Below are 26136 nucleotides of genomic sequence, written 5' to 3'. Positions count from 1 at the left end.
TGATCGCGCCCGGCCAGGAACAAGAAGGAAGGCGGAAGAACGAGGAGAGAAGACGAAAGCCGACGAGAGGGGGACGCGCCGCCCCGGCCCCGGGAGGGGAAGACCGAAGCGGCGCTGGAAATTAGTGGCGCGTCGTGTTCTGCAGCGGAGCGGTGTCGTCGACCTGGAGCGCCTTCTGTGGAATGTGCAGGTGGTACTCCTCGAGATAGCGATACAGCTTCCTCCGGCTGATGCCGAGCAGTTCGGCGGCCGCCTTCTTATTGCCGCGTGAGCGCTCGAGAACGCGCACGATATGGTCGCGCTCGACCGTCTTGAGTCCGAACTGGTCCTGTTCCTGTTCAGGCGGAGCCGACGCCGCGGCGACCGGCACTTCAGACTGGGACGCGGCGACCGAGACCGATACTGCGGCGCGCACTGGCGGCGTCGCAACGCCGACCAGTTCGCGTTCAGTGATCAGATCACCCTCGGCGAGAATGCAGGCACGCTCGACGGCATTGCGCAGCTCCCGGACGTTGCCTTCCCAGTAAGCATTGAACAAGGTCCGTTCGGCCTCGGTGCTGATGCCGGTCAGTGGCTTGCTGAGCCTGGTGGCAAATTCGCGCACAAACGCGGCGGTCAGATAGGGAATGTCCTCGCGATGCTCGCGCAGCGGCGGCAGCGTCACTTCGATGACGTTGAGCCGGTAGAACAGGTCGGTGCGGAAGCGGCCCGACGCGATTTCGGTGCGCAGGTTGCGGTTGGTCGCGGCAATCACGTTGACGTCGACCCGCCGGCGTTCGACCGCCCCGACGCGCTGGATCTCGCCTGTCTCGAGCACGCGCAGGAGCTTCGCCTGAAGCGCAAGCGGGAGCTCGCCAATCTCGTCGAGAAACAGCGTGCCTTTGTCCGCCATCTCGAACAGGCCGATCCGGTTCTCGGTGGCGCCAGTGAACGCGCCTCGGACGTGGCCGAACAGCTCGCTTTCCGACAGCGTCTCGACTACCGCCGAGCAGTTGACCGCGACGAAGCGCTGCTGGCTGCGCGGTCCCAGGCGGTGGAAGGCCCGCGCGGCCAGTTCCTTGCCCGTGCCGGTCTCGCCGCAGATGAGCACGTGCCGCACGTGCGGCGCGAGCCGGCGAACCAGGCTGAAGATCTGCTGCATCGCGGAACTGCGACCCAGCATGCCGCAGAACTCGAGACGGTGGGCCACATCGCTCTCAATGGCCAGCAGGCTCCTGCGGCGGGCGGCTTCCTCACGCACCGTGACGAGCAACCGGCGGAGCCGGTCGAAATCGAGAGGCTTGCGGAGGTAGTCGATGGCGCCCAGTTGCACGGCTTCCACGGCTTCCTCGATGGTCGCTTCGCCGCTCATCAGCACCATCTCGCAGGTGGGAACCCGTTCGCGGACGGCCCGCAGCACCTGGAGGCCATCGACATCGGGCATCCGCAGATCGACCAGCGCGAAGGCAGGCCGGCGCTGGAGTTGGTCGAGCGCCTGGGTGCCTCCCGCGCACGAAACGACGTCATATCCCGCCTCGGCGCCGAATCGACCGACAACCTGCCGCACCAGCGGGTCGTCATCGACCAGGAGCAATACGGGATTTTGGGGTGTCATCGGGCAGATCCTTTCAGGAAGCGGCGGCTCATCTCATTTGTGTCGACCGCGGCGCCGAGCATCCCGTCTCGCTGCAGCCCGGCCAGCAGATCGACCAGTTCCATTCGATGGAGACCGTCGAACGCTTCCCCTCTCAGCAGGGCGAGCGCGTCGGGCGGAGTGAGGGCCTCCTTGTACGGACGCGAGGTCGTCAGCGCATCGTAGACATCCACGACACCGGCAATCTGCGCCAGCAGCGGTATCTGGTTGCCGGCCAGACCATCGGGATACCCGCTCCCGTCCTGCCGTTCGTGATGATGCCGGACAATCGGGCGCACCGGCCGCAGCGCCCTGAAGTCGGTGCAGATCTCGTCACCGACGATCGTATGGCGCTTGACCAATTCGTACTCGTCAGGCAGCAGCGGCCCTGGTTTCATCAGGACGCTGTCGGGGATCGCAATCTTGCCGACGTCGTGCAGGAAGCCGCCCCGGTACAACGCCGCCAGTTCGTCTTCGCGCAGGCCCATCGCCTCGCCCATCCTGACGGCGTACCCGGCCAGCCGCTCACAATGTCCTTCCGTGCAAGGATCACGCGCCTCAACCGTGCGCGCCAAGCTCAGAATGACCGCTTCGGCCGAATCGAGTTCATCGGTGAACCGTTTGAGCCGAAGCAGTGCGCGGACCCTGGCCCGCAGTTCCATGCCGTCGACCGGCTTCGTCAGGAAATCGTCGGCACCGGCATCCATGCCCTGTATCCGGTCGTCCCGGCCGTCGAGCGTGGTCACCAGGACAACCGGCGTGAGGCGGGTGGCCGGGTCGGACTTGAGCCGCCGGCAAACCTCGAAGCCGTTGATCCCGGGCATCATCACGTCGAGCAGTACCAGGTCCGGCGTCGACCGGCGCACGGCCTCAAGGCCGCTCTCGCCGTCGTGTGCCACCTCGACGGCATAGCCGTCCTGAAGCAGGAGGCGCCTGAGCACCTCGGCGCTGACGTCCGTGTCGTCGACGACGATGACACTTGCTGTCTGCTGGATTGTCTCAAGCATCAGAAATCCACCTTCGCGAGGAATTTGCCCACTCACGTTGCATTCCCGCACATTGCAAGAAAGCGTCCAGACATCCGCACACGGCGGGTCACCACGGTGTAAGTGCTGCAAACACAGGGCAAAGTCATGTTTTGCTGAGGATTTCCAGTGGATTCAATGGCCCCGCCGTGCACACGCTGGCGTGCGCGACCGCACACAGAGTGTGCACGCACTGCCCACTCGACCGGCACGAGTGTCGGCCCGGTGACATCCGGAAGATTGGATCGCGCGCGGCGCGCCCTCAGCGTTCGGGATTCGGGGGGAATCCTGGGAACGCCGGGTTCCAGCCCGGCATGCCTTCCGGCCACGCTGGAGCGTAGCGATCCCAGGCGACGCTCAGACGTGCTCAGGCTTGAGCACAACGCAGGCAAGGGGTGGAATCGTCAGGCTGAGCGAGTGCGGGTACCCGTGTGCGGGAATCTCTTCGGTGGTCGCGAGTCCGGCATTGCCGGCATTGGAGCCGCCGTAGGCGGCGGCATCGGTATTCAGCAACTCACGGTATCTGCCGGCCGTCGGCACACCTACCCGGTACGCATGACGCGGGACCGGTGTGAAATTCAGCACAAAGGCCGTGAAATTGTTGGGGTCCCTCGCCCGTCTCAAAAACGACACGACCGAGTTGTCGTGGTCGTTGCAGTCGATCCAGCTGAACCCCTCGGGCGCGACATCCAGTTCGTACAGCGAGGCCTCCTCGCGGTACAGGCGATTGAGGTCGGCGACGAGCCGCTGCAGTCCGCGGTGCGGGGGGTAATGCGAGAGATCCCAATCCAGGCTGAAGTCGTGATTCCACTCGCGCGTCTGTCCGAACTCGCCGCCCATGAACAGCAGTTTCTTGCCTGGGTGGCCGAACATGTAGCCGTAGAGGGTCCGGAGGTTGGCGAAGCGCTGCCATTGGTCGCCGGGCATCTTGGCCAGCATCGACCGCTTGCCGTGCACGACTTCGTCGTGGGAGAACGGCAGCACGAAATTCTCGGTGAAGGCGTACAGCATCGAAAACGTGATGTCGTTGTGTGCCCACTTGCGGTGGACGGGGTCCCGCGACATGTAGACCAGCATGTCGTGCATCCACCCCATGTTCCACTTGAAGGTGAAACCGAGGCCGCCGGTATACACCGGCCGGCTCACCGCCGGCCACGCAGTGGACTCTTCCGCGATGGTCACCGCCCCCGGATGCCGCTCGTGCACGAGCGTGTTCAGCTGCCGCAGAAAGTCGATGGCCTCCAGGTTCTCCCGCCCGCCGAACCTGTTGGGCACCCACTGCCCTTCCTCTCTCGAGTAGTCGAGGTAGAGCATCGAGGCCACGGCATCGACGCGCAGGCCGTCGACGTGATACTGGTCGAGCCAGAAGAGCGCACTGGACAGCAGGAAATTGCGCACCTCGTGGCGGCCGTAGTTGAAGACGAGTGTGCCCCACTCGTGGTGTTCCCCTTTGCGCGGATCGTCGTGCTCGTAGAGCGCCGTGCCGTCGAACCGGATCAGGCCGTACGCGTCCTTCGGGAAGTGCCCGGGCACCCAATCGAGGATGACGCCAATCCCGGCCTCATGGCACCGATCAACCAGATACTTGAAGTCCTCCGGCAACCCAAACCGGCTGGTGGGCGCGAAGAACCCCGTGACCTGGTACCCCCACGATCCGGTGAACGGATGCTCCATCACGGGCATCAATTCGACGTGCGTGAAGCCCATCTCTTTCACGTAGACCACCAACTGGTCGGCGATATCGCGGTAGGACAGCAACTGGTTGTCGAGCGTGCGACGCCAGGATCCCAGGTGGACTTCGTAGGTGGACACTGGTCGGTCGAGCAGGTGGCCGTTAAGCGCCCGCTGGCGCATCCACTCTTCGTCGTGCCACTGGAAGTTCGACGAGTCCCACGCGATGGTCGCCGATCGGGGCGGCACTTCGAACCGCGTGGCGTACGGGTCGGCCTTCAGTGTGACGGCGCCATCAACCCCGCACACCTCGTATTTGTACTTCTCGCCCATGCACAATCCGGGGACACACACCGCCCAGATACCCGAACTGCCGACCGGCTGCATCGCATGCGCGTGGCCGTTCCACCCGTTGAAATCGCCGACGACCCGCACGCCGCGGGCATTGGGCGCCCACACCGCGAAGTGCAGCCCCTGCACGCCGTCAAACGTGGCGGCATGCGCACCGAGTTTTTCGTGGATCTGGTGGTGCGTGCCCTCGTTGAACAGGTGGAGATCGAGATCTGACAGCAGCGTCTTCATCAGCGCCTACACCGCAAGTTCGCCCTCGCCCACCAGGACGGCTTCCCCACCGACCTGCACGCGGCTGATCTCGCCACTGGCCGACGCACCAATGGAGATGTGGACCCAGCTCGGCCGGCCCATCCTGGCGCCCTGCAGGCTCGTGATGGCATTGGCCTGCGTGGCCGGGACCACGCCGTGGCGGAGGAGGTAGCAGCCGAGCGGACCACTGGCCGCGCCGGTGGCCGGATCCTCGACAACGCCCAGGCCTGGCGCGAACATCCGGCTGTAGACGGTGGCGCCATCTCCAGCCTGCTCCGACGAAAAGATGAACACGGCCTCGGCGGCCAGATGATGACGCGCGCACAACTGATTGATCGCCGCGGCATTGGGCGCGGCACGATCCACGGCGGCCCGGGTGGCCAGCGGGATGAACACGAACGGCACGCCGCACGACACCTCCTGCACCCGCCGATGGCCCGCACCGATGTCGGCCGGCTGGAGGCCGATTGCCTCGGCCACGCCGCCCACGTCGTAGACCTGCGTCCCGAACGTCGGCAGCGGTTGCGTCATCCATGCGAAGGTCGGCCGCGCGCCCTCCCAGTCGATATCGACGGGGGTCGGTCCGATGTTGAGGCCGAAGACCCAGCGCTTCCGACCGGCCGGAATCGTCCCATCGAGCGCCAGGGCAAAGGCCGACCCGATTGTCGGGTGGCCCGCCATCGGCATCTCCTTGCCCGGCGTGAAGATGCGCATCCGGATGTCGGTGTCGTCCCGTTCGGGCGGCAGGATGAAGGTGGTTTCCGAAAACGCCATCTCGCCGGCGATGGCCTGCATCACATCGGTGGACAATCCGTCAGCCCGGGTGAAGACGGCGAGTTGATTGCCGCCAAACAACCGATTGGTGAATACGTCGAGATGAAGATAGCGGTAGCGTTGGCTCATACTGTATCGACGCTCCTCACGTACGCAACATGCTATACGATTGTTGAACGAAAGACGGACATCCGGGCGGGACGAGGGCGGGGATCGTCCTGGCCGCCTTCGCCTGAGGCTACGGCGCCCAAGGCGGCAAGACCGGGTCACAAGATCCGCTCATTTGGAGGCTACGTTGAATTCAGGCGTCTCGGCAAAGTTTGTCACCACCGAAGGCACGTTCACGATTCAGCTGTTTGATGAAGATGCGCCACTGACGGTCGCCAATTTCGTCGGGCTGGCCGAAGGCTCGAAGGAATGGACGGATCCGCGAACGGGCGAGAAGACGAACACACCCTACTACGATGGCATCGTTTTCCATCGCGTCATTGCCGGCTTCATGATCCAGGGCGGCGATCCACTGGGCCGGGGAACCGGCGGCCCCGGGTACACCTTCAAGGACGAGTTCAGCCCGAAGCTGAAACACAGCAAGCCGGGCATCCTGTCGATGGCCAACTCCGGCCCCAACACCAACGGCGGACAGTTCTTCATCACGCTGGCACCCACATCGTGGCTCGACGGCAAGCACTCGGTCTTCGGCGAGGTCGTGGAAGGCATGGACGTCATCGAGAAGATCGGCAAGACGAAGACCCGGGCCGGCGACCGTCCTGCCACCGACATCGTCATCACCGGCGTCACAATCGAACGGGTGTCATAGAGCACAGGAGCCTGGCATGCGCCGAGCCCTTCTTGCGGTTCTTCTCGCGGCCCTCCTCGCGGCGGGCACGGCCATGCCCGCGCTCGCGGGTCCGCTGCCCGACAAAGCTGATCAGGTCGTCCAGTACGCCATCAAGGTCAGACTGGACGCCGCGTCGAAGCAACTGGCCGGCACGGAGCGCCTGACCTGGACAAACCCCTCGTCGGACACGGTCGGCGAACTGTGGTTCCATCTCTACCTGAACGCGTTCAAGAACACACGAACGACGTTCGTCAAGGAGTCGGGCGGACAACTGCGCGGCGACACGATGGCGCGCGATTCCTGGGGATGGATCGACGTCACCTCGATTCGGACTGCGTCAGGCACCGATCTGACGAAACAACTGGCCTTCGCGCAACCCGACGATGGGAATCGCGACGATCAGACGGTGGCGAGATTGCCGTTGCCGGAGCCGGTGCCTCCGGGTGGGTCGATCACACTGGACATCGCGTTTACCGCGCAACTGCCCCGCGTGTTTGCCAGGACAGGGTTCAAGGACAACTTCTTCCTTGTCGGCCAGTGGTTTCCGAAGCTCGGTGTCTATGAGCCGGCTGGCCTGCGAGGCCGGGCAGCCGGCGGTTGGAACTGCCACCAGTTCCACGCCAATTCCGAGTTCTACGCGGATTTCGGCGCCTACCGCGTCGAGATCACCGCGCCGTCGACGTTCGTCGTTGGCGCAACCGGCGAGAGAAAGCACGAGCACACCAACGGCGACGGCACGACCACCTACACCTACGAGCAATCCGACGTTCACGATTTCGCCTGGACCGCCGACCCGAAGTTTGTCGTGGTGTCGGCGAAGTTCTCGGCCACCCGGGATGTGACGCCGGCGGAATACCAGCGCGTCGCCCAACTCCTGGACCGGTCGCTCGACGAGGTGCGACTCTCGGATGTCGACATCACCGTGCTGATGCAGCCCGAGCACCTGGCGCAATCTGCGCGGCACGTGCAGGCCGCCAGGGACGGCCTGAAGTGGTTCGGCCTGTGGTACGGCCGGTATCCCTACAAGACGCTGACGGTGGTGGACCCCGCGTACGGGGCGGGCGGCGCCGGCGGGATGGAGTATCCGACGTTTATCACCGCTGGCACCTCTGTCCTGTTCCACCGGTGGCCATTCGATCGGATTCGTCTCCCGGAGGAAGTGACGATCCATGAGTTTGGCCACCAATACTGGTACGCCATGGTGGCGAACAACGAGTTCGAGGAAGCGTGGTTAGACGAGGGCATCAACTCGTACTCGACTGGCAAGGTGATGGAAGCGGTCTACGGCCCAGCGTCATCGATGCTCGAGTTCCTGGGGCTGAAGATGGGCGAGGTCGACACGCTGCGGATGGGCAACAGCCCCAATGCGAAGTTCAATCGCATCATCGCGAACGCCTGGAGTTACACGCCTTCCGAATCCTACGGGTTCTACGCGTACCAGAAACCCGAGATCGTGCTCCGCACGCTCGAGAACGTCGTCGGCGACGAGACCATGGCGCGCGTCATGCGGACGTTTCACGAGCGGTGGAGATACAGGCACCCGCGAAGCCAGGACTTCTTCGCCGTCGTCAACGAAGTCACGGGCCGCGACTTCGCGTGGTACTTCGATCAGGTGATGCGGGGCACCGATGTCGTCGACTACGAGATCGGGGCGGCCGGGTCGGTGCGGGTCGCAGAGCCGAGAGGCGTCATCGATGGGGTGAAGGGCCGCCAGTTGGTGACGGATGAGGACGCGGCGAAACGCGAGCGACAGGCGGACCAACAGAAGACCGGACAGTACGAAACCACCGTGGTCGTGCGGCGGCGCGGCGAGGTGTACTTCCCGGTCGAGGTGGCGTTCAAGTTCGCGGAAAAACCGGCTGAGCGTCTCACATGGGACGGGCGAGACCGGACAAAGACGTTCACGTTCGTGCGAGCCGAGAAGCTCGAGTGGGTCGATATCGACCCGGACCGCAAGGTGCTGCTCGATGTCGACTGGCTCAACAATGGCCGGCGTCTCGATGGTGACAGCCGCCCCGCGGCCAGTTGGGCCACGCGCTGGATGTTCCTGGTCCAGACGCTGATATCGACGCTGGGACTGCTGTAGTCGCGCCGGGTCTTCCGTCTTCGCGTAGAGCTTCGGCGGACCGCCGTAGCCTTGGCGGAGGCGGTCAGACCCGGCATTTTCGCCCGCGTGGGGAGTTCGCGACATGTTCACCAACGTGCTGAACGGCCTGAGCGCAACCGTCCGGAACTACAGGCTGGTGCTGTTGATTTGGGCGTGGCACGTCGCGCTCGCTGCCGTCGCAGTTGCGCCGGCAGTGAACTGGTGGCGCCGGGCGTTCGACCACGCCATTGAGGCGACGACACTGCTCAGCCGGTTCAACTTCGCCGTCCTCGCAGACCTCACGAAGTACGACCACGCGGGGGCTTTCGGTCTGTTGACCAGCGCCATGACCAGCGTGGCGTTGCTGTCGATCATCGCCAGCGGATTCATCATGGGCGGGATGCTCAAAGTCATCTCCGGCACGGGCACGTCGCGGGGCGTGATGCACCGGTTCTTTGGCGGGGGCGGCTACTTCTTTTGGCGCTTCTTCAGGCTGATGCTCATCGGGGGCACGTGCGCGGTGGTCGTCGGGGCTGTCCTGACATTCACGCTCGTGACTATCGAATCGCCGCTCGCCAAGAACGGATCGGAAGCCGGTTCTTACCTGTGGCTCCTCCTCAACCTGGCGGTGCTGGCGACCTTGTGCGGCCTGTTTCTGCTCGCGCTGGACTACGCCCGGATCCAGGTCGTGATCGACGACACCCGCGGCATGATCAGAGCCTACATCCGCGCCTTGGTGCTGGTCGCGCGGCACGCCGCAACCACGTACGGAATGGCCATCGTCATCCTCATTCCTGTTGGCGTGTTGATGCTCGGGTATGTCGCGTACGAAACCGTGTCACCGGTCGCGTCCTCGTGGGGCGCGATCCTGATGCTGTTCGTCATTCAACAGGCGATCACGTTCGCGCGTGTCGGTCTGAGAGTGTCGCTGGTCGATGCCGAGTTCCGGTACGCCCAGCGTCTCGCACCCGCGGCGAGTGTCGCGGCCGCTCCGACGAGCGCAGTGACGATTGTGCCCACGTCGATCGATGGCGTCGTTGAGCCGACCGACCTCGCACCGCAGGCAGAGGGTGGCCCGGCGGCGAACAAGGTTTCCTGAATTCAGGATGACGCCGTCAGCGGGAGCTGAACCCTCACGCGGCAGCCGTGACCGGATTCACTCTCGATCGCGATGCTGGCGCCGTGCTGCTCGGCGATCCACCTGGCAATCGAGAGCCCGAGACCGGCACCGCCCGAGTCGTGGGTGCGCGCCTTGTCTGCGCGATAGAACCGGTTGAATACTTTCGGAAGATCGTCGGCACCGATGCCGATGCCCGTGTCGGCCACCTCGACGACCGCGCCATCCGGCGTCGTCTTGAGCGAGAGCGAGACTCGGCCCGGCGCGGGTGTGTACTTCACGGCGTTGTCCATCAGGATGCGCACCAGGCGACCGAGCGCCGCACTGTCGCCACTGGTCGGAACCGGCTGATCCGGCAGGTCAAGTTGCAGGTCGAGACTGGCCTGGGCGCACAACGTCGACAGCGAGTCGCGCATGTCCTCGAGCAGAACGCGCAGATCGAGGGGCTTGCGCTGGAGGGCGTCCACGCCCGCGTCGGCACGGGTCAATGTCAACAGGTCCTGCACCAGTACGGAGGTGCGCTCGGATTCGCGCAGGATCCCCGCCAGCGCCTCACGATATTCCTCTACCGATCGGTCGCGCCGGAGCGCGATCTCCGCCGACGTGCGGATCACTGAGATCGGGCTCCTCAGCTCGTGCGATGCGTCCGCCGTGAACCTCGTGGTCTCGCGAAATGCCGCCTCCAGCCTATCCAGCATGGCGTTGAGCGTTTCGGTCAGACGCTGCAGTTCGTCTCCGGTTGCGGGCACGTCGAGCCGGCGCCCGAGGTCGCGGGCCGTAATCGCGCGGGCCGTGCTCGCGATCCTGTCCACCGGCGCAAGAGCGCGACGGCTGATCCAATAGCCGCCCAGCGCGGCGGCCAGGATGCCGCACGGCACGAGGACCAGGACCGCCCACCGGAACTGATCGAGCGCCTCCTGCAATTCCCCAAGCGCCACCGCCACGTCGACGGTATAGACGTGCTGCCGAGCCACCACGCGCGCCGTGATCATCCGAAGCGGATGTCCCTTCATCCGCACGTCGCGGAAGACCCGCCCGCGTCCCGCCAGTTCCGCCGCCATCGGCGGCAGGCCGGTGTCGTCAAATGCGGGCGACTTGTAGACCGGAATGCCGTTGGCGCTGGTGATGCGGACAAGATTCCAACCCGGATCGAGCGTCACGTACTCGCGCAGGTCATCCTCCATTTCCTGCATCGTCGCCGGTCCGGTCTGCTGATCGAGGAATCGCCCGATCGCGGTGACGCGGCTGACGAGCCCCTTGTCAATCGCCTCGGCAAGGCTCTCTTGCAGCGTCCACCACGTCGAGGCCGCGAGGACCACCAGCACAAGGCCGAGCACGGTCGTGACCCACGCCGTCAGCCGCACGCGAATCGACCAGCGTGTCATGCGAGCGGCTCCTCGCGCAGGCAGTACCCAACGCCGCGGACGGTATGAATCAGCCGGGGGCGCCCGCTGCCGTCGACCTTCTGGCGCAGCAACCGCACAAACGCGTCGAGCGTGTTGTCTTCGATCTCCCGCTCGTAGCCCCATACGCCGTCGATCAGGGCATCTCTCGCCACGACGTGTCCGGCGCGCCGCATCAGAAATTCGAGCAGGCTGTACTCCGTGCGCGTCAGCGTCAGCGGTTCGCCCGCGCGGATCACGTCGCGCGTTGCCGGATCAAGCGTGAGGTCGCCCACGCGAAGGCCGATGCCTTGGACAATCGGGCCGCGCCTGGCGACGGCTCTGACGCGGGCCAGAAATTCGTCGAAGGAGAACGGTTTGGTCAGGTAGTCGTCGGCGCCCGCATCGAGTCCCTCGACGACGTCCGCGGTGGCGTCGCGGGCCGTCAGCATGAGGATGGGTGTGCGGTTGTGGGTGCGCCGCAACCGCCGCGCGACCTCGTATCCATCGATCCCCGGCAACATCACGTCAAGAACGATGACGTCGTAGGATCCGCCTTCGGCCAGGGCCAGACCGTCAGGGCCGGTGTTGGCGAGCGCCACGGAATGGCCTTCTTCCACGAGCCCCTTCCGGAGCAACTCCGCCATGTGCCGGTCGTCTTCGATGGTCAGGATTCGCATGGGCCGCCGTGCCTATTCTGCCCCGCCGTCCCTGAAAACCGCCTGAAGAATCCGATTCAGCGGATTTTCAGACTCGTCTGGTCTACTGGTGAGTCCAGGAGGTCAGTTATGAAGCTTGTCCGTGTGTCCGCGCTCGCTATTGCCTGTTCGTTCGCCGTCACCGCCCTCGCGGCGGCACAGACGTCCACCAAGCCCACCCAGAATCCGCCGCCTGCCGCCAAGGTTGCCCCGATCGCCAAGGCCTTCCCGGCTGCCAAGGCCGAAGATCCAGCCGCGAAGCTGCCCAAACTCATTCTCGACGCCTTCAAGAAAGCCTACCCGAAAGCCGTCATTAAGAACGTCGCCGAAGAAAAGGAGAACGGCAAAACCACGTGGGAGGTCGAGAGCACCGATAGCGGCCTCGCCCGCGACCTGATCTACAATCCGGATGGCACCGTCGTCGAGTTCGAAGAGGTAGTCGCAGCGACCAGCCTTCCGCCGGCGGTCACGGCTGCCCTCAAGGCCAAGTACCCGAAGGCGACCATCACCAAGGCCGAGAAACTGTTCAAAGGAAAGGCCACGACCTTCGAGATGGCGATCGCCGGGGCTGGAACCGTGAAGTCGATCGAGATCACGCCCGAGGGTAAGGTCGTTCCGCCTGCCAAGAAGGCCGGCGAGAAGGACGAGAAAGAAGACGTCGTCAAGAAGGACGTCAAGAAGCAGTAGCAGCCGCGTTCATCACGAAAAGGACTTCTTATGAAAACGCTTCGCGTCGTACTTGCTGCCTGCCTTCTGGCGGGCGGACTCTTCTGGATGCAGGCCTCGCTGCCAGCGGCCGACGGCCCCTACAAGCAGTTGGCTGAAATCAAGATCGGCGGCGAAGGCGGCTGGGATTACCTCTCGGTCGATTCCGCCGCACGCCGGCTCTACGTCTCTCATGCGACCAAGGTCATCGTCATTGACATGGACAAGAACACCGTCGTTGGCGAGATCGCTCCGGCCAACGGCGTCCATGGCATCGCGCTGGCTCCCGACCTCGGCCTCGGCTTCGTCAGCAACGGCCGCGACAACACGGCCAGCATCGTCGATCTGAAGATGCTGCAGATCAAGTCGACCGTCAAGACCGGCCAGAACCCCGACTGTATCCTCTACGAGCCGGGCCACAAGGAGGTCTACACGTTCAACGGCCGCAGCAACGATGCGACCGCGTTCGACGCCGTGACCGGCGAGGTGAAGGCCACCATCAAGCTGCCCGGCAAGCCCGAGTTCGCGCAGGTGGACGTCAAGGCCGGACGCATCTACAACAACATCGAGGATACGAACGTCATCGTCGCCATTGACACGGCGACGCACGCCGTCGTGGCCACTTGGCCAATCAAGCCGGCCGAAGGCGCGTCGGGGCTGGCCCTCGACCTGGCGAACCACCGGCTGTACGCCGTCACCGACAAGCTGATGCCGGTCGTGGACAGCACCAGCGGCAAGCTGCTGTCGACCTTCCCGATCGGCGCCGGTCCGGATGCCGCCGCATTCGATCCGGGCACGGGACTCATCTTCTCGTCGAACAGCGATGGCACGATCACCATCGCGAAGTCGGACGCGGCGGGCAAGCTCACGCTCGTGCAGACGCTTGCCACGCCGGCGCGGTCGAGGACGATGACACTCGATCCAAAGACGCATCGCGTGTATATTGCGGCAGCCGAGTACGGGGCGCCTGGGGCACCGGGCGCGGACGGCAGACCGGCGCGCCCGACGATGGTGGCCGGATCGTTCAAGGTTGTCGTCTACGAGATGACCGCCGCGCCGGGCAAGTAGGCTGTACCCCGTTGTTGGTCGAGTCGTGCCGCACGCAGCAACATCTGTCCGGCGGCGTTCTGGCTCGTGACGTAGCCGTGTGGGATCCGATCATGAGCAATCGCCGCGTGCTTCGGACGTGTGGGATCGGGCTTCTAATGATGGTCGTGGCTGGTTGTGCACAGTACCAGCCGCGACCCATCTCGGCGCCTGCCAACCTGGACTCGATAGAGTCCCGGACGCTGGACAATCCTGACCTCGCGACATTCCTCAGGGCCAATCAGCACATTTCCGCGTGGCCGCCGAAAAGCTGGGATGTCAATGCCCTCAGCCTTGTCGGCTTCTATTACAACCCCGATTTGGACGTGGCGCGCGCCGACTGGGCCGTCGCCCGCGCAGCCGGGATCACCGCCGGAGAGCGACCGAACCCGAACCTCAGCGTGGCCCCCAGCTTCAACTCCACGACGCCAGCAAGCCAGATGACTCCGTGGATTCTCTCGCTCGATCTGGATTTCACCATCGAAACGGCTGGCAAACGGGGGTACCGCATCGCGCAGGCCAGGCAGTTGTCGCAGGCGGCCCGACTCGCCATCGCGAGTGCCGCGTGGCAGGTGCGCAGTCGAGTGCGGCAGAACCTGCTCGACCTGTTTGAGGCCGCCGAGACAGCTACGCTTCTCGAGAACCAACGGAACCTCCAATCGACCGTCGTCGCACTGCTCGACCGGCAACTCGCGGCGGGTGCAATCTCGCCGTTTGAGCTGACCCAGGCGCGGATCGCGCTCGATACGATCCGTCTCGCGTTGCACGATGCGGTCAGGCAGCAGGCGGAGGCCAGGGTGCAACTCGCCGACGCGCTCGGCGTGACCATCCGCGCGCTTGACGGCATCGAGTTCGATCTCGACCTGTTCCGCGCCCTGCCGAAGGACGTGCCAGCCCCTGATATGCGGCGCCAGGCGCTTCTCAATCGGCCGGACATTCTGGGTGCGCTCGAGACCTACGGCGCCAGCCAGGCTGCGCTCCAGCTCGAGATTGCCAGGCAGTACCCGGACATTCACCTGGGGCCTGGCTACCAGATGGATCAGACTGACAACAAGTGGACGATTGGACTCTCGGGCGCGCTGCCGCTCTTCAATCGAAACCGGGGACCGATCGCCGAAGCCGAGGCGCGGCGCACGCAGGCCGCCGCACGTTTCACCACCGTGCAGGCGCGTGCGATTGGCGAGATCGACCGCGCGCTGGCCGCCTACCGGTCGGCGCTCGAGAAGGTCACCACCACCGAGACACTGGTCGCGGAGCTGCAGAAACAGGAACGCTCCACGAAAGCATCGTTCGATGCCGGCGAGATCTCCCGGCTCGATCTGAATGTCATCCAGTTGCAGCTCGCCGTTATCCAACTGGCACGACTCGACGCACTCGTCAAAGCCCATCAAGCCCTTGGGCGGCTGGAAGATGCGATCCAGCGTCCGGCCGACCTGGCCGAATGGGTATCGACCGCGTCGCCGAGAGACCCGGCCGTGGTCAAGCAGTGAGGCAAGAGGAATCATCATGAGACGTGGCGCGGCGCTCGCTCTGGTCATCGTGGCGGTGATCGTTCTGGTGGGCATCGTCTGGTGGCGGGTCGCGCGTCCCGCCCCGGCGGAGGGCGAGCCGGAGTCGGGACCCACCATCATTGCCGTTCGTGTCGCCCCCATCGTGCAGACGACGCTGCGAGGCTACGTGCCCGCGTGGGGAACGGTTGAGCCCCAGCAGGCGACCACCAGTCAGCCTCCGGCCAGCGCGCGCATTGCTACGCCCGTCGCTGGGATCGTGGCCCAGGCGTCATGCGCCGAAGGGCAACGCGTGGCAATGGGGACGGTGTTGTTCCGCCTGGACAGCCGCGTGGCCGACGTGGCCGTCCAGAAGGCCAGACAGGCGGTCCAATACGCCGAACAGGGGTTCGCACGACAGCAGAGGCTCGGCGCAGGCGAAGCCACGTCGCAGCGGCTCTTCATGGAGGCCGAACAGAACCTGACGGTCGCCAGGAACGAACTGGCCAACGCCGAGGCGCAACGCGCGTTGCTCGTCATCTTGTCGCCGCTTGCCGGGACCCTCGTGCGTGTATCCGCGCGGCCAGGCGACGCGGTTGATCCGACAAGCGTGTTGGCCGAAGTGATCGATCTGGACCGCCTGGTGATCAGCGCCACCGTTCGGAGCGTGGACGTGCCAAGGCTGAGGATTGGCCAGTCGGTTGAGGTCTCCATCGGATCGCAAGGGACCCCCGCGTCGACGAGCCAGGTGGTGAGCCAACGGAGCGCGCTGGTCTTCATCGCATCGCAGGTCGACAGCAAGACCGATGCGGTGCTGGTGCGCGCGTTGGTCCCGATGGGCGTTGGCCTCCGTGCGGGCCAATTCGTGAACCTCCGCATCGTGTCCGAAGAGCACCGCGACCGCCTGGCTGTGCCGGTCGAAAGTGTCGTCACTGACGCCGACGGCAGCACGATCGCGGTTGTCACCGGCGACACGGCTGTGAAGCGGGCCGTGAAAACAGGACTGCGCGATGGGAACCTCGTGGAGGTGGAGGGCGACGGGCTCAAGGCCGGTATGACGGTGGTGGCCGCGGGCGCATACGGCCTGCCAAAAGAGACCAAAGTTCGGGTGATTCGCCCATGACCAAAGTATCACTGCTGGGCCAGTTTTCGACCCGCCACAGCGTCGCGATCACGTTTGTCTGCGTCGCCCTCTGCCTCGCTGGCGGGTACGCCGCGTTTCACATTCCCTCGTCTGTGTTTCCGCAAACGAACTTTCCGCGCGTCGTCATCCTGGTGGACAACGGCGTGATGCCGGCCGACGAGATGATGGCCACCATCACCCGTCCCATCGAAGAATCGATGAAGGACATTCCCGGCTCCGTATCGGTCCGCTCCGCGACGGGCCGGGGTTCGGCTGAGATCAGTGTCTTTTTTACATGGTCGGTCGACATGACCCAGTCGGAACTCTACGTGTTGAGCCGGCTGTCGCAGATTCGCAGCACGATCCCGCCGTCGGCGACCACCGCCGTGTTCCGCCTCACCTTCTCCGCGTTTCCGATCGTGGGCGTCAGCCTGACGAGCCCCACGCGGGACACGATGGCGCTCTGGGAGACGGCCCGCTACAACCTTAAACTCCGGTTCCTCCAGATCCCGGGTGTGGCACGCGTCGACCTGGTCGGGGGCCGCGCGCCCGAATTCCACGTGATCGTCGATCCGATGCGCCTTCAGGCTGCCAGGATCGGCCTGACGCAGATCACCGAGGCCCTGACGAAGAACAACCTGGTGGCACCCACCGGGATGCACGAGGAGAACCACACGCTCTACCTCGCCGTCGTGGACGGCCGCGTGCACGGCATTGGTGAGATTGAGAACCTGGTCGTCGCCGTCGTCGGAGGGACCCCGATCCGTATCAGGGACGTGGCGCGTGTCGAACGCGGGCCGGAACCCGTGTTCAACGTCGTCACCGCCGACGGCGTCAGCGCCGTCCTGCTGAACATCCGCAGCCAGCCGGACGGCAGCACGCTGGAGATCGCGAGCCGACTGCGAGAGGAACTGCAGGTCCTCAAGCGCGAATTGCCGCCGGACATGAAGCTGGCGTTTTTCTACGACCAGTCGGTCATCGTCAGCGAGTCGGTGCGCAGCGCGTGGGAAGCGATCATTTTCGGTCTGATTCTGTCGGTTGTCATCATCTACCTCTTCCTGAAGAACTGGGGCACCACGCTGGTGGCCACCCTGGTCATCCCGGTTACCGTGCTCATCACGCTGGTTTCGATGAAGCTGATGGGCCTCAGCTTCAATCTGATGACGCTCGGGGGAATCGCGGCCGCCATCGGGCTCGTCATCGACAACGCGATCGTGGTGGTGGAGGCGATTCAGGTGAAGCTCATGGGCGGACTGAAAACCGCCGACGCCGTGCAGGAGGCCATCCGCGAGATCGTGCGCCCCTTGGTCGGTTCGACCCTCACGCCCGTCGTGGTGTTCATCCCACTGGCCTTCCTGGATGGCATCACGGGCGTGTTCTTCCGCGCGCTCGCGCTCACGATGGTGGTGGCGCTGCTGACGTCGCTGGTGCTGGCCGTCACGCTGACCCCGTCGCTGGCCACGTGGCTCGTCAAGCGGAGGCCGCACGCCGCCGAGATCCACGGCGTGGACGAGGGGGGATTCCTCCTGCGCCGTGTCATCCGTGTCTACGAGATAGCCGTGCGGCTGGCGCTGCGGCATCAATGGGTGACGGCCGGCGTCTGCGTGCTCGTGCTGGCCGCCGGCGCGGGCCTCTACTCGCAGCTCGAAAGCGAGTTCCTGCCGCCCATGGACGAAGGCGGCTTCGTGATTGACTACTTCACCCCGCCGGGCACCAGCCTGTCCGAGACACACCGGCAACTACTGCAGGCTGAGGCCATCCTCGTGAAGACGCCGGAGGTGGAGAGTTACTCGCGGCGGACCGGCGCGCGCCTGGCGCTGTCGATTGCCGAACCCAACGTCGGCGATTTCCTGGTCAAACTCAAGCCCGGGCGCACCCGCAAGACCGACGAGGTCATCTCGGAGCTGCGGCAGAAGTTCAACACAGCGCTGCCCGGCCTGAACTGGGAATTCCCGGGGATCCTGGGCGACCTGATCGGCGACCTGATGTGGGCCCCAAAACCGATCGAGATCAAGCTGTTCTCGACAGACACCGCGTTTCTCAAGCGGCATGCGCCGGAGATCGAAGCGCAGCTCAAGAAGGTCCGTGGCGTCGTAGACACCTTTGATGGCCTGACGTACGCGGGATCGTCGGTCAGCCTCAAGGTCAGGCAGGCCGACGCCGCCCGGTTCGGTCTGACTGCCGACGACATCGCGACGTCGGTCAACATCGCCATGCTGGGTGAAACGGCATCGACCGTCCTCGAAGGCGACCGCGTGGTCGGCGTCCGCGTCAAGATCGATCCCTCGCGACTGGACCGGCTGGCTGTCCTCAAGGAGTTGCCGATTCGAGCGCCGGACGGGAGCGAGATTCGCCTGTCGCAGGTGGTCGACGTGGTCGAGGAGCCGGGGCAACTGGAATTGAGACGCGAGGATTTGCGGCAGGACGTGGCCGTGACTGCGCGGCTTGAAGGACGCGATCTCGGCAGCGCGATGGCCGAGATTCGCGACATCCTCAGCCGGCAGACCTCGCTGCCGCCCGGGACCATCGAGTACGGCGGGCTCTACCAGCAACAGCAGGAGTCGTTCCGCAACCTGCTGATCGTGCTCGCCATGGCGATCGTGCTCGTCTTTACGGTGTTGCTCGTGGAGTTCCGCTCGTTCCTGGAGCCGCTCGCCATCGTCATCGGCGCGGTGCTGGCGATGTTCGGGACCATCCTCGCGCTATGGCTCACCGGCACGTCGCTGAACGTCGTCTCGTTTCTGGGTGCCATCATCGGCGTCGGCATCGTCGCCAAGAACGGCATTCTGATGCTCGACTACGTAGAACACCTGATGGTCGACGGCCGGCCGCTGCAGGAAGCTCTCGTCCAGTCGGGCAGGCGCCGGTTGCGACCCGTGTTGATGACGTCGATGGCTGCGGCGTTAGGCATGCTGCCGCTGGCGTACGGCGTGGGGTCGGGCGCCGACATGTTGAAACCGCTGGCCGTCGCGGTGATTGGCGCGCTGTGCATCTCCGTGCTCCTGTCGCTGGTGGCCACGCCTACGGTGTTTTACCTGATGCGCAGCATGGGTCGCGGGCCGGAGCCTTCGGCGTAGAAGAGAGTAGACCCCGGGGGTATAATCGGCCTGCGGTCGTGCGTTGGAGTTCGCTCCGAGCGTTCCGGTGACGGAACAGATGACTCCTACTGGGCAAGTGCCGGTAGGGGTCTTTCTTTTTTGTGTCGTGGCTACGCGCCGCGGCCACGGGTGAGCATGACGGCAAAGCCTGCCGACGCGGACCGGATCGGTCTCAACGAACCGCAGCAACGTCACCTGCTGGTCAGTTGCCAGTACGTCGACAAACTGCTGTCGAGCATCGAAGCGATCCTGTCGGCGTCTCGTTCATCGTCGCCGTTCCCCCGCTATTGCACGGCCCTGACTCCGGTGCAGGCGCGCCTGGCTGCAGACTACCTGGCGCGCATCCGCAGCCGGCTGGTGCGCGTCCTGGAGAGCCAGGGAATCCCGATCCCACCGCCGCAGGTCGACGCGCTCTTTGCGATCCGTACGGCTCTGACATTTGCCGACAACGCGGTCGAGGAATTGAGGCCGAAGTATATGCGCGGGTATGGCGGCCTGCCGGACGCCCTCCAGGCCGACGTGGATGGGGTGGTCGACGAACTGCGGACGGTGCTGCACAGGCTTGACGACTACCTGGCCCAGGATTCCAGCCGCGGTCTGGAGATGCGCATTGAGCGGCTCGAGGCGGGCAGCGGCGAAACCGAGGCGCTTCGGACGATCGAACGCGTGATAACGGCCAGGGGACTCGTCGAGTTCCGGCCAACGTTGGCCATGGTCGTCGACCGCCTAGTTTCCCCGACGTTCGAGATTGCCGTGTTCGGACGAGTCAGCTCGGGCAAGTCTTCGCTTCTGAACCGCATCCTCGGCGCCGCCGTGTTGCCCGTGGGCGTGACGCCGATTACGGCCGTCCCCACACGCCTGATCTACGGCGAACCACCTGGCCTGACCGCGTCGTTCGCCGATGCGCCGATGGTGACGGCCGCGCTCGATCTGCTCCCGCAACTTGTGACCGAACACTTGAATCCCGGGAACCGGCGGCACGTCACGCGCGTCGACGTGCGCTACCCGTCTCCTCGGCTCGAACACGGAGTCGTCCTGGTCGACACGCCTGGCCTGGGGTCGCTGGCAACCGCCGGCGCGGATGAGACACTGGCGTACCTGCCGCGCTGTGACCTCGGCATCGTGCTCATCGACGCCGGGTCCACGTTGATGCCGGACGATGTGATGACCGTGCAGGCACTGGTCCACGCTGGTACCCCGGCATCGGTGCTGCTCAGCAAGGCGGACCTCCTCGGTTCGGACGATCGTGCACGCGCGGCCGCATACATCGCGGAACACATTCGGGCTGAGGTTGGGCTCGACGTCGCCGTGCACGCGGTTAGTGCCATCGGGGCGGATGCCACCTTGACCGACACCTGGTTCGCCGCGGAGATCGCGCCGATCTGCCAGCGGCACCAGGAGGTCGCGCTGCATTCGATCCATCGGAAAATCGTCCTGCTGCGCGATGCGGTGCGCGCAAGCCTGCAAGCAACCGCCGATCGTGGTGCGGGGCGGGTGCTCGTCAGCACCGAGTCCCTGGCTGATGCCGAGACGGCACTCCGCCGCGCCGGTGCACTCGCTGCGAATGTAAAACCCATGGGCGAGCAGGCGACCGCGGCCGTGGCGGGTGGAGCGTCGGTCGTTGTTCGGCAAGCCGCCGGCCTCTTCGTGAACGGCGCTCAGGGGGCGGGGCTGACTGTGGAGGACGTGAGGTCGGCGCTTGGGCGCGCCGCGAAGGACACGGTGGGCGCCCAGGCAGAGGGGCTTCGGATCGCGTTGGGACGCTTCGCGGCCGATCTCGCGGCAGCTCTCGCACAGGCTGCTGACGCGCTGGGACGTCCGGATGCGCCGCCCGCCACGGAGTTGCTGAGTCGCGTGCGCGAGTTGCCGGCCCTGGTCCTGCCGGAAGTGACGAGGCCGCTCGTGGTACCGGGGCTCGCTGCGGTCACCCGCTCGCTGCGCATCCGTGCGATCGAACGCCAACTCGATGCCCAGATCGGCCAGTCGCTGGCGGCGGCACTCTCGGCGTTTGGGGTCGGCCTGCGTGGTTGGATGCGGGACGCTGTCGCTGAGGTGCAGAACGGCTTTCACGAATACGCCGAACCCCTGCGGACATACATCGAACGGACACGCGCCACGATGCCCGGTTCTGGTGATTCCAGCGGCACCGATGTCCGTGCCATCCGGGAAGACCTGGCCGCGCTCGATCGCATATGTGGCGACGGGCCGCCAGGTGACGAAGCGAGGCCGGTATCATGACGGACCACCACGCCGCGGCTGAAGGGTCAACGGCGCCGTTGCGCGCGATGGCCGAGGCCGCGCGCGACACAGGCGCGGACGCCATTGCCAAAGAGGCGACCGCACTGGCCGACCGACTGGCCGAGGGGCGTTTCTTCGTCGCGTGCGTGGGCCAGTTCAAGCGAGGTAAGTCCACGCTGCTCAACGCCCTGATTGGACAGCCGCTGCTGCCGACGGGCGTGGTACCGGTGACCTCGGCCGTCACCGTACTGCGCTATGGCGCCTCGCTCAAGACGCGCGTGCATCTGCTCGACGGGACCATCCAGCCAATCGACACGGCGTCGATCTTGGACTACGTCACCGAGGCTCGCAATCCCGGCAATGCCAAGGGTGTCGCGGTCGTTGAGGTATGCATCCCGAGTCCGCTGTTGGCAACGGGTTTGTGCCTGGTCGACACGCCGGGGCTTGGGTCCGTCTTCGCAGCGAACACCGAGGTGACCCGCGCGTTTGCGCCCCAGATCGACGCGGCGCTGGTGGTGCTCGGGGCCGATCCGCCTATCTCGGCCGACGAGTTGGCGCTGGTCGAGGAGGTGGGAAGTCGTATCGACCAGCTGCTGATTGTGTTGAACAAGGCCGACAAAGGATCCGCTGGCGATCTGCAGGAAGCGGCTGACTTTGCGCAGTCGGTCATCGCACGCCGGCTCGGTCGCGAGATAGGTCCGCCCCTTCTCGTGAGTGCCACCGAGCGGCTGGCGGGCTCGTGCCCGCGCGATTGGAACGAGCTGGAGGACCGCCTGCGAGCGTTGGCCGGCAGGTCCAGCGACCTGTTGGCGGCGGCGGCCGCGCGCGGTGCCGCGCGCCTGGGCCGACGACTGCTGCGCGACATCGATGAGCAACGCACGGCACTCACGAAGCCCCTCGCTGATTCAGAACGTCGGTTGAGCCATCTGCGCTCGACCATCGCCGGCGCAGAGCAGGCGTTGCGTGAGTTGTCCGCCCGGCTTGGCGTGGAACAGGCGGAGTTGTCAGCGGCCTTCTCACAGACGAGAAACGCGTTCATGGCCGACTCGACGCCCGGCGTGATGCGCGTGCTCGATCAGCGAATTGCTGCCGAACCATTTCGCCGGGGACCGGGGTTTCGCGCGAGAGCGATGGACCTGGCGCTGGATGTGGCTGGCGAGGCGATTCGCGACTGGGGCCACCGAGTGGAACCTCACGCAGAAGAACTCTACCGGCGGGCCACGGCACGATTCGCGGATCTCGCCAACGGCTTCATGGCACGCGTTGCCGTGTCGGTAGGAGAGTCGTTCGACGATGGCGCGGCCCTGATTGAGGCACGCGGCTTTCGGGCGGCAAGCGGGTTCCATTTCGCGGAGCTCTTGCGTCTGGCCGGACCCGGTCCCGTGGCGTGGGTACTCGATTGGGTGCTGCCGCGGCGACTGGAGATCGCGGGTGTCAGGTCGAGTGCTGCGGAGTACGTGCGCCGCCTGATCGCCACCAACAGCGCGCGGGTAGCCAACGATCTCAACGAGCGTGTGCTGGAGAGCCGCCGCGGCCTGGAAAGCGAAATCCGGAGTCGCATGCGGTCGCTGGTCGAGTCAGCGGGCCGGGCGCTCGAACGCGCCTGTCAGCACAAGACTGCCGGGGAGCAGGCGGTGCGCGGCCGCCTGGATCATCTCGACGAGTTGCGATGCGACATCGAACGCCTGCTCGCGGCGGACAACATGGAGCAGGGGCTGTGAACCATCCCTACGACCGTGTCGCCGCAATCACTCTGATCGGCCGGGCGGCGCTCGTGGCGCGGGTCCGTAGTCTCCTCGATGCGAGGCGCAGCGTGTTGCTGTTCGGGCCGACGGGCGTCGGCAAGACCGCGATCGTGGCGGCCGTCTCGCGCCAGGGACTGGTCGTGGCCGACCCGTTCGAGCGCGTATCCAGGCCGGTTGCGGCAAGGCTTCGGCGCGTGATGGAGGCGGGTGGAATCGTGCTGGCAGCCGGGCGAAGCGCGAGGGCGGCTGACCTTGGCGCGGTGAGACGCTTGTTGTGGCGAATGGAGGCCGTGCGCGTCGAACCCCTTGGCGCTCGAGACATCAGCACGCTTCTACGTGCCGCACTGAAAGTCGGCGGCGTGTCGCGCACGGCGATTCCGCAGTCGTGGCTGTCCGATGCGGTGAAGGTGGTGGAAGGGGTGCCGGGCCGCGCGGTGGCGGTGGCCAATGCGGTGGCGATGCGGTGGCGGGCCGGGCGTGGTCTACTCCCGCCTCGCCTGGCCCTTGTTGTGGCCTGGCAGGACGGCCTGGCTGATGCAGGCCGCGCATCGTCTACGCGATCACTTTCGTCTCATACCGGGGCGCCGTGACGAATCGCGGATGCCGGCGGCACGAACCATAACCCGAGCAGTGCCAGGCCCGCCAGCGCTGCGCCGAACGCGAATGGGGCCGCCGGTGAAATACGATGCCACAGGATGCCCGCGATCAGGCTCGCCGGAAGCGCCATTACGCCAACAGCGGCGTTGTAGAGTCCATACGCCGTGCCTCGGCTCTCCTCTGGCACCAGTTCGGCGACCATGGCCTTGGCCGCTCCTTCGCTGAACGCATAGAACAGGCCATAGAAGGCATACAGCACCCACATCATCCAGGGGCTGTGAACCAGGGCAAAGCCCAGGTAGGCCATCGCATACACGGCCCATCCGCAGGCGATCACGCGGCGGCGACCAATCCGATCAGAAAGCTTGCCTGCCGGGATCGCAGCGGCCGCCGACACCAGGTTGAACAGGGCATAGACCTCCGGGATCAGCACGATGGCGACACCTACGTCCTGCGCGCGGAGAATGATGAACGCATCGGACGAATTGCCCAGTGTGAACAGGAGCATCACCGCGAGGAAGCCGGCGAACGGCCCTCGGAGCACGGCGAGCGAGATGCGCTGCGTCTTCACGGCCGCTTGCCGTTCCCGCACCACCAGCCCGATGATGAGCAACGTCATGGCGGCGACGACGCCGGCGACGAAGAATATCGCCTGGTATTTGCCGGGACGGTTGACCCACAGGCGCAGCAGCCCGAAGGTCAAAAGAGGGCCGGCCACCGAGCCGAGCGTATCCAGGGTGCGCTGCACGCCGAAGGCGAACCCCAGCTTCCTCTTGCCTGCCGAACTGGCCACCAGTGCGTCGCGTGGGGCGTCCTTGAGGCCTTTACCCACACCATCCGTGAGCCGCAGACCAAGGACGGCCGCCCCCGACCCCGCCAGCCCCAGCGAGAACCGCGCCGCCGCCGACAGCGCATAACCAACGAAGACAATGGCCTTTCTCTTTCCGAGGAGGTCGGAGAGATAGCCGGCCGCAATCTTCATCAGGCTGACGACCGTCATCATCGAGCCCTCGACGAGCCCGATGAACTCCTTGTTCAGGCCAAGCACCGAGGAGTAGAACAACGGCAGGATCGGCTGGATCATGTCCTGCCCAAACCCGCCGAAAAACGCGACCCACCCCAAGGCCACGACGTTGTGATCCTGCTCGGTGGGAGCATCCGCGCCGTCTTGCCTGGTGAGTTCCGATGTCTGTCTATCGATGTGTGTCACGAGAACCACTCCACAGTTGCCTGACTTCAGTCGTCCGGGCCCGTTCCGCCGGAATCTCCTGAGTAAGCTCCTGCGTTCGCCGATCGCCGTAGTCTCTCCACCAGGTCGACCGCGGTGTCGGCTGTCTGGCCCGCCTCGCTGTCGAGCGGGATCTCGAGACATATGGGAATGCCCTGTCGTTCCAACGCTAGCCGGACGCGCATAGCCACGCTTCCCGCTGCGGCGTGCTCGATCGATGCAGAGCGGAGCGCCTTCCAATCGATTGACGTCACATCGACGCCATAGCTCAGCATGTCCGGTCGTACGCGAGGCTCGCTGGACGCCCACAAGAGACCCACACGACTGAGCAGGAGGAGACCGGGCGTGGACGCACATGAGCGGAGGGTAAACCATCCATGCTTGCGCGATCGCCACGATTCTTGCCACTCGACTGCTCCGATAACGAGCTCGTCGTCCAGAAGCAGCGGCTCGACCGCACTGCGCAGAAACGGCGGAGTCGAGCGCCACACGTCCGCATGCGGGATGGCGACCTCCTTCTGGATCATCTGAAGTGCCGTCAGCTCCCTGTACGCACGTACCACCGCCTCGAAGTGATGGCTGCCGGTTGTGCTGAAGGTCACGACCGTCGACGTCACGTGACCGGCGTCGACGTGGCGGATCACGAGCCAACCGAGGAGCAGCGCAGCGCCCAGTTCAACCGACAGAATCTGCGCGAACGGGATGGAGCGGACATCGGCAGGCACACCCTCACGATGGGCATCGGCGGTGATGACGAGACGGTCCTGCGCGACGGCCACGGCGTGCGACGCGGGCGTCGCTCGAATGCCGAAGGGACCGTCCACACCGTCGAAGATCGGTGCGTAGACCAGGTAACGGAGTTCGTCGTCGGAACCCAACGCGGACTGGAGCAGATCGGCATGCCGTCCACGAAGTTCATCCGGCCCATTGGCGCGATAGATCCATGACTCGCGTCCGATCGAGCGCCAGCGCTCTTCCCGCAACTCGTCCGGGCCGCGCTGAGGCATCGCGTGTTCCATCGTT

General features: G+C 65.3%; 19 protein-coding genes. 11 read left to right on the top strand and 8 right to left on the bottom strand.

Translation table 11 applies throughout. The features are described 5' to 3' along the window. Positions 1-121 precede the first annotated feature (121 nt). From NT151_05500 to NT151_05485, 4 genes are all read right to left on the bottom strand, one after another. A complete protein-coding gene (locus tag NT151_05500) occupies positions 122-1594 on the bottom strand; it encodes a sigma-54 dependent transcriptional regulator (protein MCX6538375.1) in 1473 nt (490 codons plus the stop codon). Next, the gene (locus NT151_05495; protein MCX6538374.1) at positions 1591-2619 is read right to left on the bottom strand and encodes a response regulator; all 1029 of its coding nucleotides are present in this window, start codon (positions 2617-2619) and stop codon (positions 1591-1593) included. Before NT151_05495 ends, NT151_05500 begins: the two co-directional genes overlap by 4 nt. Positions 2620-2994: 375 nt before the next feature. Next, complete coding sequence (gene glgB / locus NT151_05490) at positions 2995-4890, bottom strand: 1,4-alpha-glucan branching protein GlgB (protein MCX6538373.1); 1896 nt, start codon at positions 4888-4890, stop codon at positions 2995-2997. Between the two features lie 6 nt (positions 4891-4896). Further along, on the bottom strand, positions 4897-5814 hold the full coding sequence (locus NT151_05485; GenBank protein ID MCX6538372.1) for a PhzF family phenazine biosynthesis protein: 918 nt from the start codon (positions 5812-5814) through the stop codon (positions 4897-4899). A 166-nt stretch (positions 5815-5980) separates the two neighbouring features. Here NT151_05485 and NT151_05480 point away from each other — a divergent pair, with 166 nt between their 5' ends. From NT151_05480 to NT151_05470, 3 genes are all read left to right on the top strand, one after another. Further along, entirely contained in the window at positions 5981-6502 is a 522-nt protein-coding gene (locus NT151_05480) for a peptidylprolyl isomerase (protein ID MCX6538371.1), read from the top strand. A gap of 16 nt (positions 6503-6518) precedes the next feature. Continuing rightward, entirely contained in the window at positions 6519-8609 is a 2091-nt protein-coding gene (locus tag NT151_05475) for a M1 family metallopeptidase (GenBank protein ID MCX6538370.1), read from the top strand. 103 nt (positions 8610-8712) lie between these two features. After that, positions 8713-9708, top strand: a complete 996-nt coding sequence (locus NT151_05470) for a hypothetical protein (protein MCX6538369.1) — start codon at positions 8713-8715, stop codon at positions 9706-9708. Between the two features lie 2 nt (positions 9709-9710). On the opposite strand, the gene NT151_05465 is transcribed toward NT151_05470, so the two are convergent. Beyond that, positions 9711-11111 carry an ATP-binding protein gene (locus tag NT151_05465; protein MCX6538368.1) on the bottom strand — a complete coding sequence of 467 codons (1401 nt, stop codon included), beginning with the start codon at positions 11109-11111 and terminating at the stop codon, positions 9711-9713. After that, entirely contained in the window at positions 11108-11788 is a 681-nt protein-coding gene (locus tag NT151_05460; protein ID MCX6538367.1) for a response regulator transcription factor, read from the bottom strand. The genes NT151_05465 and NT151_05460 overlap by 4 nt, the downstream gene beginning before the upstream one ends. 108 nt (positions 11789-11896) lie before the next feature. Between NT151_05460 and NT151_05455 the strand changes: the two genes are divergently transcribed. From NT151_05455 to NT151_05420, 8 genes are all read left to right on the top strand, one after another. Next, positions 11897-12493 (top strand): hypothetical protein, encoded by a 597-nt coding sequence (locus tag NT151_05455; protein MCX6538366.1) that lies wholly within the window; start codon positions 11897-11899, stop codon positions 12491-12493. A gap of 30 nt (positions 12494-12523) precedes the next feature. Further along, positions 12524-13579 (top strand): YncE family protein, encoded by a 1056-nt coding sequence (locus NT151_05450; protein ID MCX6538365.1) that lies wholly within the window; start codon positions 12524-12526, stop codon positions 13577-13579. Positions 13580-13671: 92 nt separating this feature from the next. Further along, entirely contained in the window at positions 13672-15087 is a 1416-nt protein-coding gene (locus NT151_05445) for a TolC family protein (protein MCX6538364.1), read from the top strand. A 16-nt stretch (positions 15088-15103) separates the two neighbouring features. Further along, positions 15104-16207 carry an efflux RND transporter periplasmic adaptor subunit gene (locus NT151_05440; protein MCX6538363.1) on the top strand — a complete coding sequence of 368 codons (1104 nt, stop codon included), beginning with the start codon at positions 15104-15106 and terminating at the stop codon, positions 16205-16207. Then, the gene (locus NT151_05435; protein ID MCX6538362.1) at positions 16204-19284 is read left to right on the top strand and encodes an efflux RND transporter permease subunit; all 3081 of its coding nucleotides are present in this window, start codon (positions 16204-16206) and stop codon (positions 19282-19284) included. The genes NT151_05440 and NT151_05435 overlap by 4 nt, the downstream gene beginning before the upstream one ends. 156 nt (positions 19285-19440) lie before the next feature. Beyond that, positions 19441-21543, top strand: coding sequence for a dynamin family protein (locus NT151_05430; GenBank protein MCX6538361.1), 2103 nt, complete (start codon positions 19441-19443; stop codon positions 21541-21543). Further along, entirely contained in the window at positions 21540-23264 is a 1725-nt protein-coding gene (locus NT151_05425; protein MCX6538360.1) for a dynamin family protein, read from the top strand. The genes NT151_05430 and NT151_05425 overlap by 4 nt, the downstream gene beginning before the upstream one ends. After that, on the top strand, positions 23261-23878 hold the full coding sequence (locus NT151_05420; protein ID MCX6538359.1) for a hypothetical protein: 618 nt from the start codon (positions 23261-23263) through the stop codon (positions 23876-23878). The genes NT151_05425 and NT151_05420 overlap by 4 nt, the downstream gene beginning before the upstream one ends. Here the strand turns inward: NT151_05420 and NT151_05415 are convergent. Continuing rightward, on the bottom strand, positions 23860-25086 hold the full coding sequence (locus NT151_05415; protein ID MCX6538358.1) for an MFS transporter: 1227 nt from the start codon (positions 25084-25086) through the stop codon (positions 23860-23862). The genes NT151_05420 and NT151_05415 overlap by 19 nt on opposite strands. A gap of 35 nt (positions 25087-25121) precedes the next feature. Then, the gene (locus tag NT151_05410; protein ID MCX6538357.1) at positions 25122-26132 is read right to left on the bottom strand and encodes a hypothetical protein; all 1011 of its coding nucleotides are present in this window, start codon (positions 26130-26132) and stop codon (positions 25122-25124) included. Between the last annotated feature and the right edge of the window lie 4 nt (positions 26133-26136).

The organism is Acidobacteriota bacterium (assembly GCA_026393675.1).
In the GTDB taxonomy this organism is placed as follows: domain Bacteria; phylum Acidobacteriota; class Vicinamibacteria; order Vicinamibacterales; family JAKQTR01; genus JBAXOX01.
The sequence above is the reverse complement of the archived record's forward strand: the minus strand, read 5'-3'. Positions and strand labels throughout refer to the sequence as shown.

What these genes read in the sequence shown, in the direction of transcription:
- NT151_05410 (MCX6538357.1), bottom strand. Translation starts at nt 26,132, where the DNA reads ATGGAACACGCGATGCCTCAGCGCGGCCCGGACGAGTTGCGGGAAGAG.
- NT151_05495 (MCX6538374.1), bottom strand. Translation starts at nt 2,619, where the DNA reads ATGCTTGAGACAATCCAGCAGACAGCAAGTGTCATCGTCGTCGACGAC.
- glgB (MCX6538373.1), bottom strand. Translation starts at nt 4,890, where the DNA reads ATGAAGACGCTGCTGTCAGATCTCGATCTCCACCTGTTCAACGAGGGC.
- NT151_05460 (MCX6538367.1), bottom strand. Translation starts at nt 11,788, where the DNA reads ATGCGAATCCTGACCATCGAAGACGACCGGCACATGGCGGAGTTGCTC.
- NT151_05500 (MCX6538375.1), bottom strand. Translation starts at nt 1,594, where the DNA reads ATGACACCCCAAAATCCCGTATTGCTCCTGGTCGATGACGACCCGCTG.
- NT151_05430 (MCX6538361.1), top strand. Translation starts at nt 19,441, where the DNA reads ATGACGGCAAAGCCTGCCGACGCGGACCGGATCGGTCTCAACGAACCG.
- NT151_05425 (MCX6538360.1), top strand. Translation starts at nt 21,540, where the DNA reads ATGACGGACCACCACGCCGCGGCTGAAGGGTCAACGGCGCCGTTGCGC.
- NT151_05470 (MCX6538369.1), top strand. Translation starts at nt 8,713, where the DNA reads ATGTTCACCAACGTGCTGAACGGCCTGAGCGCAACCGTCCGGAACTAC.
- NT151_05485 (MCX6538372.1), bottom strand. Translation starts at nt 5,814, where the DNA reads ATGAGCCAACGCTACCGCTATCTTCATCTCGACGTATTCACCAATCGG.
- NT151_05455 (MCX6538366.1), top strand. Translation starts at nt 11,897, where the DNA reads ATGAAGCTTGTCCGTGTGTCCGCGCTCGCTATTGCCTGTTCGTTCGCC.
- NT151_05465 (MCX6538368.1), bottom strand. Translation starts at nt 11,111, where the DNA reads ATGACACGCTGGTCGATTCGCGTGCGGCTGACGGCGTGGGTCACGACC.
- NT151_05475 (MCX6538370.1), top strand. Translation starts at nt 6,519, where the DNA reads ATGCGCCGAGCCCTTCTTGCGGTTCTTCTCGCGGCCCTCCTCGCGGCG.
- NT151_05440 (MCX6538363.1), top strand. Translation starts at nt 15,104, where the DNA reads ATGAGACGTGGCGCGGCGCTCGCTCTGGTCATCGTGGCGGTGATCGTT.
- NT151_05445 (MCX6538364.1), top strand. Translation starts at nt 13,672, where the DNA reads ATGAGCAATCGCCGCGTGCTTCGGACGTGTGGGATCGGGCTTCTAATG.
- NT151_05435 (MCX6538362.1), top strand. Translation starts at nt 16,204, where the DNA reads ATGACCAAAGTATCACTGCTGGGCCAGTTTTCGACCCGCCACAGCGTC.
- NT151_05450 (MCX6538365.1), top strand. Translation starts at nt 12,524, where the DNA reads ATGAAAACGCTTCGCGTCGTACTTGCTGCCTGCCTTCTGGCGGGCGGA.